This window comes from Desulfosporomusa polytropa, assembly GCF_055380075.1.
This window is the reverse complement of the sequence record NZ_AP042400.1, coordinates 4,387,835-4,401,692: the sequence shown is the minus strand read 5'-3', so window position 1 is coordinate 4,401,692 and position 13,858 is coordinate 4,387,835. Positions and strand designations below refer to the sequence as shown.

General features: G+C 44.7%; 13 protein-coding genes. 10 read left to right on the top strand and 3 right to left on the bottom strand.

The features are described 5' to 3' along the window. Positions 1–162: 162 nt before the first annotated feature. Positions 163–2,532: a homocysteine S-methyltransferase family protein gene (locus tag ACZ449_RS22365; protein WP_464258259.1), complete on the bottom strand. Its 2,370-nt coding sequence runs from the start codon at positions 2,530–2,532 to the stop codon at positions 163–165. Further along, positions 2,516–3,217 (bottom strand): methionine synthase, encoded by a 702-nt coding sequence (locus ACZ449_RS22360; protein WP_464258258.1) that lies wholly within the window; start codon positions 3,215–3,217, stop codon positions 2,516–2,518. Before ACZ449_RS22360 ends, ACZ449_RS22365 begins: the two co-directional genes overlap by 17 nt. A 214-nt stretch (positions 3,218–3,431) precedes the next feature. On the opposite strand from ACZ449_RS22360, the gene ACZ449_RS22355 reads away from it, so the two are divergent. The 9 genes from ACZ449_RS22355 (at position 3,432) to ACZ449_RS22315 (ending at position 11,603) form a co-directional block, all read left to right on the top strand. Beyond that, positions 3,432–4,193 carry a ParA family protein gene (locus tag ACZ449_RS22355; protein ID WP_464258257.1) on the top strand — a complete coding sequence of 254 codons (762 nt, stop codon included), beginning with the start codon at positions 3,432–3,434 and terminating at the stop codon, positions 4,191–4,193. Further along, positions 4,186–5,103 carry a ParB/RepB/Spo0J family partition protein gene (locus tag ACZ449_RS22350; protein ID WP_464258256.1) on the top strand — a complete coding sequence of 306 codons (918 nt, stop codon included), beginning with the start codon at positions 4,186–4,188 and terminating at the stop codon, positions 5,101–5,103. Before ACZ449_RS22355 ends, ACZ449_RS22350 begins: the two co-directional genes overlap by 8 nt. Positions 5,104–5,163: 60 nt before the next feature. After that, the gene (locus tag ACZ449_RS22345; protein WP_464258255.1) at positions 5,164–6,561 is read left to right on the top strand and encodes an aspartate ammonia-lyase; all 1,398 of its coding nucleotides are present in this window, start codon (positions 5,164–5,166) and stop codon (positions 6,559–6,561) included. 15 nt (positions 6,562–6,576) lie between these two features. Continuing rightward, positions 6,577–7,800 (top strand): [FeFe] hydrogenase H-cluster maturation GTPase HydF, encoded by a 1,224-nt coding sequence (hydF, locus tag ACZ449_RS22340; protein WP_464258254.1) that lies wholly within the window; start codon positions 6,577–6,579, stop codon positions 7,798–7,800. 14 nt (positions 7,801–7,814) lie between these two features. Further along, positions 7,815–8,960: an aminotransferase class V-fold PLP-dependent enzyme gene (locus tag ACZ449_RS22335; protein WP_464258253.1), complete on the top strand. Its 1,146-nt coding sequence runs from the start codon at positions 7,815–7,817 to the stop codon at positions 8,958–8,960. 3 nt (positions 8,961–8,963) lie between these two features. After that, entirely contained in the window at positions 8,964–9,653 is a 690-nt protein-coding gene (locus tag ACZ449_RS22330; protein WP_464258252.1) for a DUF554 domain-containing protein, read from the top strand. 40 nt (positions 9,654–9,693) lie between these two features. Continuing rightward, on the top strand, positions 9,694–10,203 hold the full coding sequence (locus ACZ449_RS22325) for a DUF4446 family protein (RefSeq protein WP_464258251.1): 510 nt from the start codon (positions 9,694–9,696) through the stop codon (positions 10,201–10,203). A gap of 85 nt (positions 10,204–10,288) precedes the next feature. After that, positions 10,289–11,212, top strand: a complete 924-nt coding sequence (locus ACZ449_RS22320) for a M23 family metallopeptidase (protein WP_464258250.1) — start codon at positions 10,289–10,291, stop codon at positions 11,210–11,212. A 13-nt stretch (positions 11,213–11,225) separates the two neighbouring features. Beyond that, positions 11,226–11,603 carry a bactofilin family protein gene (locus ACZ449_RS22315; RefSeq protein ID WP_464258249.1) on the top strand — a complete coding sequence of 126 codons (378 nt, stop codon included), beginning with the start codon at positions 11,226–11,228 and terminating at the stop codon, positions 11,601–11,603. Positions 11,604–11,666: 63 nt separating this feature from the next. Here ACZ449_RS22315 and yyaC read toward each other — a convergent pair whose 3' ends face one another. Then, complete coding sequence (gene yyaC, locus ACZ449_RS22310) at positions 11,667–12,287, bottom strand: spore protease YyaC (RefSeq protein ID WP_464258248.1); 621 nt, start codon at positions 12,285–12,287, stop codon at positions 11,667–11,669. A 172-nt stretch (positions 12,288–12,459) separates the two neighbouring features. Between yyaC and selA the strand changes: the two genes are divergently transcribed. Next, entirely contained in the window at positions 12,460–13,839 is a 1,380-nt protein-coding gene (gene selA, locus ACZ449_RS22305; RefSeq protein WP_464258247.1) for an L-seryl-tRNA(Sec) selenium transferase, read from the top strand. Positions 13,840–13,858: the final 19 nt, after the last annotated feature.

Below are 13,858 nucleotides of genomic sequence, written 5' to 3'. Positions count from 1 at the left end.
AATGTATCGTCCGTCCATTGACCAGGGGTAAGATTAAAACGACCGCCGCTGATTAGTCTGGTTATGGGGGTAAAGCTGCCAGGCGTTGCCCAAGGTGTCGCCAACAGCCAGGCCTAATAGTGCTCCCCGATATTGGTCCTGATTCATATAGCGTCTCCTTGACTAGCTGCCAAGCAATTGTTTGGCGATATTGACAGCTGTCACGCCATTGTCAGCATAGGCATCAGCGCCGGACTGACGAGCATAGCTGTCAGTGAGAACAGCGCCGCCTACGATGGTTTTACCAGCAAAACCAGCTGTTTTAAGCGCGGCAATGGTACTATCAATTTGCGGCATGGTGGTCGTCATTAGTGCACATAAGCCAATGATCTGCGGTTGATGTTTTTGGGCAGCCGCTACGATCGTTTCAGGGGCAACATCTTTACCTAGATCGATGACTGTAAAACCATTGTTTTCCATTAAAGCTGCTACGATATTTTTCCCCAAATCATGAATATCGCCTTTTACTGTAGCCAGGAGTACCGTACCCAAGCTTTGGGCTTGATGGGCTGGCAATACCTCTTTAATGGTGTTAAAGGCTGTACGCATGGTTTCGGCAGATAGCAACACCTGAGGCAGGAAACAACGTCCCTGGCCAAAGGCCTGGCCAACTTCATTCATGGCAGCTGTCAATGCCTGGTCTGTAATAACTAGCGGGGTAAGGTTTTCAGTCAGCGCCTGTCGTACTAGCGGTGCTACCCCGGTTGTTTCGCCATTAATAACGCTCTGGCGAATTTGTGATAATATATCAGGAGTTGCAGTGGAGTTGGTTTGCGGCAGGGCAGGCATATCTACATATTTTTTGCTGTATTCAACTACGGCTTGAGGATTACGCCCACTTAAAGCAACAGCAGCTGACCATACATCCTGCATTAATGGGTCAAACGGATTCAAAATTGGTGCGTCAAGTCCAGCATCTACTGCCATAGCGCAAAAAGCTGCATTCATTAAATCACGCCGTGGCAGACCAAAGGAGACATTACTAAGACCCATGACGGCAGGGCAGCCAAGTTGTTCCCGGTATAATTTGAGGGTTAGCAGAGTTTCAGCAGCAGCCTTAGCATCAGTGGCTACTGTCATAACCAGCGCATCCAGTAGCAAGTCATGACGGCGTAAGCCATATTCTTGTGCAAGCGCTACTAGCTTTTTAGCTACCGCAATACGGTCAATTGCTGTTAATGGTACGCCGTTGTCAGCTATCGGCAGACATAATACCGCAGCGCCGTACTTTTTGGCAAGTGGGAGGAAGGTTTCCAACCGCTCGGTTTCGGCAGTGACTGAATTGATAAGTGCTCGACCGGGATAGGCCTTTAGGCCCGCCTCGAGCGTTGCTGGGTCAGTGGTATCGATGGCTAGCGGTACGTCAACAAGGGTGGATAACTCTTCGATAGCCTGTTTCATGGTTATGGCCTGATCAATACCAGGTACTCCCATATTTACATCTAAAATACCGGCACCGGCTTTTATCTGAGCCAGGGCTTCTTTTTTTACAGTAATAAAATTGCCAGCTTTAATGTCGGCTGCCAATGCTTTGCGCCCAGTGGGATTGATGCGTTCACCAATAATGACAGGTGCAAATTGTGCGCCGATGCTTACTGTTCTAGTGCGGCTGGTCAAGGCGGTAAAAGCAGGATTTCGCTGTACATTTTGCGGGGGAAGGCTGTCGATTGTCTGACGAATGGCTTTGATATGGGCTGGTGTAGTACCACAGCAACCGCCAATATAGGTGGCGCCAGCAGCAACTAATCTGGGAATCCAATTAGCCATTTCCGCTGCTGTCATAGGGAAAATCGTTTGGCCGTCCACCAATTGTGGCATACCAGCATTCGGTTGAACACTAAGCGGGATGGAACAGTTCTGAGCTAGTGTCTCAATTACTGGCAAGAGTTGTGCTGGACCTAGTGAGCAATTAGCGCCAATCACGTTGGCCCCAAGTGCTTCCAAGGTGATTGCTGCTGTACGAGGATCAGTACCGGTGACTGTCCGACCATCAGCTTGGAAGGACAGTTGGCAGATTATTGGCTTGCGGGTGGCTGCTTTAGCGGCTAGGAGAGCGGCGCGCATTTCTTGGATATCAATAATTGTTTCAATTATTATGTAATCAATACCGGCTTGGTCAAGAGCTGAAATTTGTTCGTAAAAAACTTCGTAGGCGCTATCAAAGCTAAGGTCTCCTAGTGGTGCAATAAATTTACCTGTTGGACCAACCGAACCGGCTACCTTGGTCTGGATACCGGCGGCTTCCCGAGCGGCGGTTACGGCTGCTGTATTTAAGGCTGCTACCTTGCTTTCCAGACCATAATGTGAGAGTTTTATACGGTTAGCACCAAACGTATTTGTTTCAATTATAGTGGCTCCTGCTGCTACATACTGGCGGTGAATAGCTGTTATTTTAGCAGGTTCCTCGATATTCCATAATTCAGGGCATTGGCCTGGCTTCAGGCCAGCCTGATGTAACATTGTGCCCATTGCACCGTCAAATACCTGGATCATTCTTATTTGTCTCCTTTCGCGCTTGGCAGCTAGTCTGGTCGCATTTATCGCTGGACAGAGCTTGCTGATTTGTTAGGCTAATTCGATGATGGTAGGGGTATAGACCAACAATGGCGGTAACCGACTTGCGTGGCACTAGCATTTTGGTATCAGTGACACTGAGGCCGATACTGGCGCCTGCTGCCAGCTCTAAGACCTCAAATTGTATTTCGATAGGCCAGTCGCCATAACCGGGACTAACGCGACTGCCGAGGGCTAAGCCTCCTTGGGCGGCCTGCTGTGCAATTACACTACAGACTGCGTCGCAGGACATTTCAACTGCTGTTGTTCCGGCTGCATCCAAGAGCAGTCCTAATGTGTATTGATTTTTTAAAAATAGATTAGATACTTCTTGTTCCAAGTGCAGGCCAATAGTTACTGCCATGATGGCTACTTCGACCGCTCCGACCAGATGCCTAATGATGCTGTCAGCTGTTAGCACAACAGGTTCATTTGCTAGAATGGTATGGGCGTCTTGGTCATAGGCATATAGTTGCCAAACTCCTTTAGGGATAGACAGTAATTGTGCCTGCGTACACGCTTCAGTAAGTAAAGTAGTAGAAAAATCGCCTGTATGGTCTAGGCTCGCATAGTGTCTGGTTTTGTCAAGGCTAACAGTAGTTAAACTAGGATAATAAGTTGGCATTAATAAGAAACCTCCTTAATAAAGTGAGGTATTATTAGCATTATAGTATATTTTTATAATTAATTAAAGCCAAGAGAGCTGTGACTTAATAAATTATTAGCGAAATAACAGATAGTTATGTAAACATAACTTTTTTCTGCATTTTTTGGCAGGAAATCACATAGATATGTGGAATGAAAAGATGGAACATAATCTATGTTGAGGTGAAAAAAGTTTGGTTAAAGTGATTGCTATTGCCAATCAAAAGGGAGGCGTCGGTAAGACGACTACTGCGGTAAACCTTGCGGCTTGTTTGGCAGAGCTAGAAAAAAAAGTACTGTTGGTTGATATTGATCCACAGGGTAACTCTACCAGTGGCTTGGGTTTTAATAAAGGTTCGATTCAACACTGTGTTTATGATGCATTGATAAATGATGTTCCGGTGGAATCCATTGTTGTACAAACTGAAATTGCCAATCTTAAGCTTTTGCCAGCAACAATTCAATTGGCTGGGGCTGAAATTGAATTGGTATCAATGATGTCGCGTGAGGGTAAACTTAAGCGAGCACTGGACAAAGCCAAATTCAGTTATGAGTATGTTCTTATTGATTGTCCGCCGTCATTAGGATTACTTACTATCAATTCATTGACAGCCGCTAATTCTGTACTTGTGCCCATTCAGTGTGAGTTTTATGCGTTAGAAGGTTTGACGCAGTTGATGAACACGATTAATCTAGTACAGAGAAATCTTAATCCAGTTCTTACGCTGGAAGGTGTAGTATTAACCATGTTTGATGCTCGTACTAACTTGTCCATTCAGGTAGTGGATGAGGTAAAAAACCACTTTCGACATAAAGTGTACCGAACTATTATTCCTAGAAATGTACGGTTAAGTGAGGCACCTAGTCATGGACAGCCTGTTATTAAATATGATCCTAAATCTAAGGGGACGGAAGTATATTTTGATTTAGCACGTGAGGTGATTGGTGATGAGTAAACGTGGTTTGGGACGCGGACTAGATGCCTTGTTTGGTGCGCCAAATACAGGGGAACCAGCTGTGAGTAGTGAACCCATTAATGAAATTGCTATTCAGGAGATTATTCCTAACCCACATCAGCCGCGTCGTGACTTTGATGAAGAGGCACTTGCTGAGTTAGCTCAATCAATTCGCCAGCATGGGATTATTCAACCTGTGGTTGTTCGTAAGACGCTTACCGGTTACGAATTAGTGGCTGGGGAGCGTCGGTGGCGTGCCTCTCAATTAGTGGGTTTAAAGAAGATACCGACTGTAGTGCGTGAGTATACTGATGCTGAAATGATGGAGATCGCGCTTGTTGAAAATTTGCAACGCCAGAACCTTAATGTTATTGAGGAAGCGATTGCTTTTCGTCGCCTTATTGAGGAATTCGGATTAACACAAGAAGAGGTTTCGCAAAAAATTGGACGTAGCCGATCCATGATTGCTAATATTGTTCGGTTGCTTAATCTACAACCTGAAGTTCAAGATTTTGTTTCACGTGGAACATTGACGATGGGGCAGGTAAGACCGTTGTTAGCGTTGGAATCTGCCGAAATGCAAGTTAATGCAGCTAACCAAATAATTGATGAAGATTTATCAGCGCGTGATGCGGAAGAATTGGTTCGACGGTTGGCATCCAAACGCCCAGTAAAGAAGGTTGAGCCAAAACTTGAAGAAACAGAAGAAGACAACCAATTTTTCATGAATGAATTTGAAGATAGGTTAAAGATAATATTAGGTACCCAGGTGAGAATTAAACCAGGCAAGTTGAAGAGTAAGATTGAAATAGAATATTACTCCAATGAAGATTTAGAACGGATTATGGAAATGTTATCAAAGGAACAGCAGAGCTCGTCTCCTAAATTTCAGGGACAACTGGTGGTCTAACTGATCAAATGTTTCACGTGAAACATTTGATTGGAGTCATAGTAACAGAGGTGGGAAAAGATGCGGGTGGAAAAAGATTTATTGGGCGAGCGAGAAGTTCCGTCAGAAGTGTACTATGGTATCCATACCTTACGTGCACTAGAAAATTTCCCGCTGTCAGGCTATAGGGTGTCGGCTATTCTTGTTAAGGCAATTGCTTTAATTAAAAAGGCAGCTGCTGAAGTCAATGCGGAGCTGGGATATTTGCCAAAAGAACTAGCACAGGCTATCATGACGGCTGCAGATGAGGTAATGGACGGGAAATGGCGAGAACAGTTTGTTGTGGATGCTTTGCAAGGCGGAGCAGGAACCTCTACCAATATGAATGTTAATGAGGTGCTAGCGAATCGGGCAATTGAGTTGTTGGCAGGACAGCGTGGCGATTATCATGTAGTACATCCACTCAATCATGTGAACATGCACCAGTCCACTAATGATGTTTACCCGACAGCACTACGGATTGCCGCTATTTGGCTGCTCAAACCGTTGAGTGATGGTTGCGCAACACTACAAGCAGCTTTACAAGAGAAAGAGGCCGAATTCGCAGGAATAATAAAAGTTGGCCGAACAGAAATGCAAGATGCTGTACCCATTATGCTTGGGCAGGAGTTCAGTGCCTATGCTGGAGCCATTGCCCGTGATCGCTGGCGCTTATATAAGGTAGAGGAACGCTTGCGTCAGGCAGCCTTGGGGGGGACTGCCATCGGCACAGGTTTGAACGCTGACAAAAAGTACATATTTATGGTTAATGATCGGGTGCGGCAATATGCTGGAATCGGTTTAGCCAGGGCGGAAAATATGATTGACATTATTCAAAATGCCGATGTCTTTGTCGAAGTATCGGGGTTGCTGAAAGCATTAGCTGTGAATTTGGGCAAGATGGCCCATGATTTGCGACTTATGTCGTCTGGTCCTCGGGCTGGTCTGGGAGAGATTCGACTGCCGGAGCGACAGGCCGGCTCTTCCATTATGCCTGGCAAAGTTAATCCGATTATTCCGGAAGCCGTTAACCAAGTGGCCTTTCATGTTATGGCTTCTGATATGGCGATTGCGATGGCTGCGCAATCAGGACAATTAGAGTTGAATGCTTTTATGCCGCTGATTGCACATCATTTATTGGAAAGTTTAGCTTTATTAACAAATGCATTAAAAATCCTCAATGAATTTTGCATTCAAGGGATAACAGCCGACCGCGATCGTTGTACCGCTTTATTAAATCATAGTCAAGTAAGTGTTACTGCCTTAGTTCCGCATATTGGCTATGATTTAGCATCTCAAGTAGCGCGCAGCGCCATGGAGCAAAACATCACTGTGAGAGAGGCGGCGCTGCAACTGTCGGTATTGCCTGAAGACAGACTTGACGCTGCTTTGAACCCGCGGGCCATGACTCGACCAGGAATTGCCGGAATGCCAAAATAGGGGGAGGAAAAAGGGATGCAAGAAACGCCAAAAGGCTCACGTTTGCATATTGCTATTTTTGGACGGCGAAATGCCGGCAAATCTAGTTTAATTAATGCATTAACAAGTCAGGATATTGCCTTGGTTTCCAATGTTCCTGGCACTACTACTGATCCGGTATACAAGGCGATGGAGATATTGCCGATAGGGCCAGTTATGATTATTGATACAGCTGGTATTGATGATGTCGGCGATTTAGGTGCATTGCGGGTGGAACGAACAATGCAAGTGTTAAACAAAACCGATTTAGCCATAATTGTCATTGATCCAGAAGATGGCGTGACAAATTTTGAAGAAGAACTTATGAATGACATAAGAAAACGTAGTGTACCTATTGCTGGCGTAATTAACAAAAGTGATCTTATATCCCTGCCGGCTGACAAAATTGCCGCTTGGAGTGCCACTTTGGATTTGCCGTTAATTACTATTAGCGCTAAAACCGGACAGGGTATTGAAGAATTGAAACGCACGATGATAAAGCTAGCCCCAGATGATTGGGAAGGACCACAGCTAATTGGCGATTTAGTATCGCCAGGAGATACGGTAGTGCTGGTCGTGCCAATTGATTTAGCTGCGCCTAAAGGTCGCTTGATTTTACCACAGGTCCAAACCATTCGTGACCTACTAGATAATGATACCTGTGCGATTGTAGTCAAAGAACGAGAATTAAAAGAAGCCTTAGAAAACTTAAAAAAACCACCGCGCTTAGTTGTTACCGATTCACAGGAATTTATGAAAGTAGGAGCAGATACGCCACCAGACGTAATGCTAACCTCATTTTCAATTCTATTGGCACGACACAAAGGGGATTTAGAAACACTGGTAGCCGGTGCTAAAGCTATTGAAAGTCTGCAACCAGGCGATAAGGTTCTAATTTCAGAGGGCTGCACGCATCATCGGCAGGCTGACGATATTGGTAAAGTAAAGATTCCTCGTTGGCTAAGGCAGACTGTGGGTGGCGAACTTGATTTTGATTGGGTGTCAGGCGGAACTTTTCCGGCAGATTTGGTAAAATACAAATTAATTGTACATTGTGGAGCTTGTATGCTCAACAGGCGGGAGATGTTATATCGGTTGGCCATGGCCAGAGAAGCGGGTGTTCCTATTGTCAACTATGGTCTCTTGATTGCTCAGGTTCACGGCATATTGTACAGAGCCCTTGCACCTTTCCCGCTGGCACAGATGATTCTTGATGAATAAGAGGCGAACTGACTGTGATATATCTTGATAATGCAGCTACGACTTGGCCAAAACCAGAGCGCGTTTACCAGGCGGTAGATACCTGCTTGCGTACCATGGGTGCCAACCCTGGAAGAGGTGGCCATAGTATGGCACGGGCAGCTAGTATGTTGCTATATGAAACGCGCGAGGCGTTAGCTGAACTATTTGGCATTGTTGATGCGAATCAAGTGGTTTTTACCCATAATGCTACCGATGCCATCAATATGGCCATATTCGGAATAGTGAATCCCGGAGACACCGTTGTAACCACAGCAATGGAGCATAATGCGGTAGCTAGGGCTGTACGCGTTGCTGAGTCCAGAGGGGCCTATGTTAAAGTTATACCTTGTAACGCAACAGGTCATTTGGATATGGAGGTAATGGCGGCTGCCATCAAACAAAAGCCAAAACTCGTTATTATGACCCATGCTTCCAATGTGACAGGGACAATTATGCCAGTAGCAGACGTTGGTAAACTCACAAAAAAACTAGGTGTAACCTTGCTGGTTGATGCAGCTCAGACAGCAGGAGTAGAAGCTATTGATGTGACCGCTATGGGTATTGATGTCTTGGCCTTTAGCGGTCATAAAGGTCTTCTGGGAGCGCAAGGGACAGGTGGTCTGTATGTCCATGAGGCAATAAGTGTAAAACCGCTGCGGGTAGGTGGGACTGGTAGTTTATCTGAATCAGATATACAACCCGAATTTATGCCTGATAGATTGGAAAGCGGGACGCCGAATACTCCGGGTATCGCCAGTATGAAGGCGGGCGTTGAGTTTATATTGGCTACTGGGCGTAGTAAAATTCAAGCCAAAGAAATGGAACTAACTAGTTTCTTATTGACGGGGTTGAGACAAATTACTGAGGCAACGGTATACGGATTGCCGACTCCTCATGGGCGTACGGCGGTCATATCATTTACCTTAGCAGGCAGAGATAGTGGTCAGATTGCACATCTTCTTGATCAGAACTATGAAATTGCTTGTCGATCAGGGTTGCATTGCGCGCCGTGGGCGCATCAGAGCATCGGTACATTGAAGACAGGAACGGTAAGACTCAGTCCTGGTTATTTCAATACGGTAGAAGAAGTTGAGCAGACACTTGTTGCTATCAGAGAACTCGCAGCTCAGAGAGGATAAGGCATGAAAGGAACATTAGTAAATGCAGCCGCAATTATTTTAGGTTCCGGAGTAGGGTTAGCCCTTAAACATGGTATTCCTGAAAAGTACCAGAATACGCTTGTTCAGGGCATGTCATTGGCAGTTGGTATTATTGGCTTACAAATGGCATTAAAGACACAAAACGTGCTTATTGTTATATTGGGAATAGCTGTCGGTGCGATCATCGGTGAAGCACTCAATATTGATGGCGGTTTGAACAAAATTGGTGCATGGCTGTCTGATAAGCTAAGCAGTGGTGAGGCTGGGCAGAGCAATATAGGACGCGGCTTTGTTACTGCTACGTTGGTCTACTGTATTGGGGCTATGGCCGTAGTCGGTTCAATTCAAGACGGCTTAACAGGAGATACTGGTATTTTGTATGCGAAATCCTTGTTAGATGGTATTATATCAGTAGTTTTTACTTCAAGCATGGGAATTGGGGTTGCTTTTTCCAGTGTGAGTGTGTTGGTCTATCAAGGGTTAATTACGTTACTTGCCGGTTTTTTTAGTGCGGTGTTATCTGAACAGGTAATCACAGAGCTAACGGCAACCGGAGGGATTCTAATTGTCGGAGTGAGCATACTAATGCTGGAAATTAAAAATATTAAGTTGGCAAATTTATTGCCGGCAATACCGGCAGCCGCGGCAATCGCATATTTTTGGCCAATATAGCTAGATACTTGTGAAGAAGAAAGGTGGTACAAGGACAGATATGGACTTGTCACAGTATACATTGTTTATCACTGCAAATTTACCATATATATTATTGATTTTAACAGTATTGATTTTTATCGCGTTACTTGTTTTTATCAGTATTAGTATTAAAATGAGCAGACTTAATAAACGCTATCGCAAAATGATGGCAGGCATGGAAAACGTAAATATTGAACGCCTGCTATTAGAACATATAGAAGAAGTTCGTCAGGCTGTAACTAAGGTGAATAATCTGGACGAGAAATGTCGCCGCCTGGATGATATAACTATAACAACAATTCAAAATGTGGGAATGGTTCGATTTAATGCCTTTGAGGATACTGGCAGTGATCTTAGTTTTGCACTGGCGTTGCTTGATCAGAAAAAAAATGGCATAGTATTATCAAGCATTTATGGTCGCAGTGAGTCTAGAGTATACGCTAAGCCTGTTGTGGGTGGTGAGTCTACCTATCATCTTACAGCAGAGGAGAAAGCAGCGTTAAACAAATCCTTGGAAAAAAATTCATAAAATTAGCAGGAATTTTGCAGGCTTTGGCGAATAAATACATAGTTCGGCGTATGTAACGTGTAAGAAGACAAGAGAAGGTGATTATTTGAAGCAAAACACGCCAAAGCCTGACAAACGCAAATATACTTTGATGATTGTGCCCCATCATGGTAAATCTGTATTCAGTATCAATATACCAATAAAAACTGTCAAATATGCAGCTATAACACTGGGTATTTGCCTAACAATACTTTCCGGTACAATGCTAAATTATCGATATCAGGCAAATACGGCCACTCAGGAAAAACAAGAGCTGAATCAACTCCGTGCAGTTAACAACAAACAGCATGTCGAGTTGGAAGAATTGGCGAAAGCTACGGCAGATCTTCAGCAGGATATGAATCGTCTTAATCAACTGGACACAGATCTTCGCCGTATTGTAAATAGCGAGGATTCGGCTGATACCTCTCGTTCAGCCCCAGCTAGGCTGACGAACTATAATGGACAAGGCGGTCCTGATGTACAGCCTAATATTGCCGAGTTAAAGAATTTAGTCAAAGAGCTTAAAGAAGCTGTTAATGAACGAGAAAATAGTTTGCGTAATTTAAAAAGTTCTTTAGCTGAAAAAAAGGAACGCGTGGCAGCGACTCCTTCTATTTGGCCGACAAATGGTGAAGTGACCTCGCGCTTTGGCTGGCGTAGCTCGCCATGGGGTACGGGAAGCGGCGATTGGCATCCTGGAATTGATATTGCTAATGACGTCGGTACACCGATTACTGCCGCTGCTGATGGAACAGTTGTAAACAGTAGTTGGTATGGTGGTTATGGCAATATGGTGGAAATTGATCATGGCAATGGTATTGTAACTATCTATGGTCATAATTCCCAAAATCTTGTGGCCCCCGGGCAACAGGTTAAAAAAGGACAATTAATTGCCCATATGGGAAGTACTGGTTATAGTACAGGACCACATTTGCATTATGAAATCCGTGTTAATGGTACGGCTGTTAATCCGTCTAGTTTTTTGTAGGAGGTAAGCACTAATGTTTGGCAGTAAGAAGCAAGCCACCTCTATTGGTGATCAAGTAGCTACTATTATTGGCAGTGAAACTTCTTTTAAGGGTAATATTACATCCCAAGGTACTGTTCGTATTGATGGACAACATGAAGGTGAGCTTACTACTGCCGGTGACCTCGTAGTAGGTGAGGGCGGAAATCTGGAAACCCTGGTTAAGGCCCGCAATGCGCTGATTGCCGGGGTAGTTAAGGGCAATATTGAGGTTTCTGACAGATTGGAACTTTTGCCGACTGCTAAAGTATATGGCGATATAAAAGTGGGTACATTAACCATCAATGAAGGCGCGGTATTCCGCGGTGCCTGTAATATGATTAAAGAAACAACAGCTGAGGGTAACGACTGAATATAGTGTAAAAACCAGGATACTAGAACAAGTATCCTGGTTTTTTTACATACATAAATAGTATTAAGAATTGTGATTGCGGCCTAAGCCAAAGGAAATGCTATGGGCAATCGTATCAGCCATCTTCATTACCAGATTCAGTCGTGTACTCTGTAATACCATATGCTCCATGAAGCCGCCGACATTGACAATACCGGTGATATACGCATTACCAACCGCAGGGAGGTCTTTATTAACAGCTGCTCCCGGTTTAACCGCGCCGTGCCCTAAGGTGACACAGCCGACATTTTCTAGTTTACCGAGACAGGCATCGACGGCAATAACAAAAGGATGGGAAAATGAGGTGTTAATTTCTGCCAGTCTGCTTTCTAGATTTGTGGCGTGAACAGGTTCATCTAGGGTACCATAAATATGAGGGAACAGATTAAGCACTTTCAACTTAGTGCCTGTTAGTGGTCCGAGCGCATCACCAGTCGATCGGTCAGTACCAATGCATAAGACAACAATCTGATAACCACCACTTGTAGCTGTTTGCACTACATTGCGGATCGAAACAGCTAAGTCATAAATGACATTTGGTTGACTGACATTAAATTTCAATTCTCGTGGTTTCTCAGGGACAGGTTGATATTTAAGCGGCGACAATTTACTTAATCCGGGGAAATTAAAGATGTTATTTAACATGGTAAACTCCTGTATGTAATGTGTATTACCATTATGTGTAAGAATAAGAGAATCTATACATAACAGCAGGATTTTTTAGTAACTGACAGGAATAATAAAATGAAATGTTTACCACGCTACGCTGTGGATATATACTTTGCATTGAAAGTAAAAAATGGGAGGCTTCCAACGCATGGAAATCAATAATAAGCTAAGAGCACTGCCGGCCATAGAGCGGCTTTTATCTGTCATGGCGGCTGATCCAGAGATAGAGCACTACCCCCGTGAGCTGGTAACCGCTTGTCTACGGCAGGTGGTTACTAGCGCACGGGATGCGCTACGAGAGGGGAATGACAGCGTTGCTAGCCAAGCGGCACTTATTATTCAGGCCAAGAGCTTGCTAAAAAAGCATACTCAGCCGAGCTTGCGACGGGTAATTAATGCTACTGGCGTAGTGTTGCATACCAATCTGGGACGGGCACCATTAAGCCAGCGGGCCAGAGATTGTGTGACCGGTATTATGGAAGGCTACAGCACGCTCGAATATAATGTGGCATCAGGGGAGCGGGGAAGCCGGTATGCCCATGTGGAGGAACCGCTATGCCAGTTGACGGGGGCAGAAGCTGCTTTGGTAGTAAATAATAATGCGGCAGCTGTGCTGTTAGTTTTGTCGGCTTTAGCTAAAGGCCGGGAGGTTATTGTCAGTCGCGGGGAGCTTGTAGAAATTGGTGGCTCGTTCCGTATTCCTGATGTTCTTAGGCAAAGTGGCGCTACGCTTGTAGAGGTAGGCTCAACAAATAAAACACATCTTACTGATTATGAACAGGCCATTGGACCCAATACGGCCGCTATTTTAAAAGTGCATACCAGTAATTATCATATTATTGGATTTACTTCACAGCCGAACGGAACAGAGTTAGCCGCATTGGCACACAAAAATAGTTTGCCAGTAATTGAAGATTTGGGTAGCGGTACACTAGTACCATTGGCTGTGGGAGGGCAAACAGAGCCGACAGCAGCACAGCGGCTGCAGCTGGGATTTGATGTAGTTACCTTTAGTAGTGACAAGCTGTTAGGGGCTGGTCAGGCCGGTATAATTGCTGGCAAAAGGCAGTACCTTACCCAGATGAAAAAACATCCGATATTACGGGCTATTCGTATTGATAAATTGTCATTGGCAGCCCTGGAAGGAACCCTTATGGAGTATAGCGTAGGTGAGCCTGCCCGGGATATCCCAGTACTGTCTATGTTACATAGTGACGCAGTTACGTTAAAAGAACGCGCCAATCGCCTTAAAGAGCGGATTTTGGAGCAAAAGACTGAGGCTATGGCAGAGGTAATACCGCTTAACTCACCAGCCGGTGGTGGGGCATTGCCTGCTGCCGTATTAGCCGGGTTTGGCGTAGCAGTTTGCCGCCAGGATATGAGTACTGCTCATTTGGAAAAATGTTTAAGAGAGTGGGATATACCCATCGTGGCTCGTATCCAGGAGGATAAAGTGATTTTTGATGTGCGCTGTTTGTTGGAACGAGATTTGACAGATATTGCAGCTGCTCTTAGCAGTATTTCTTGAATTATATATATTCCGCAAT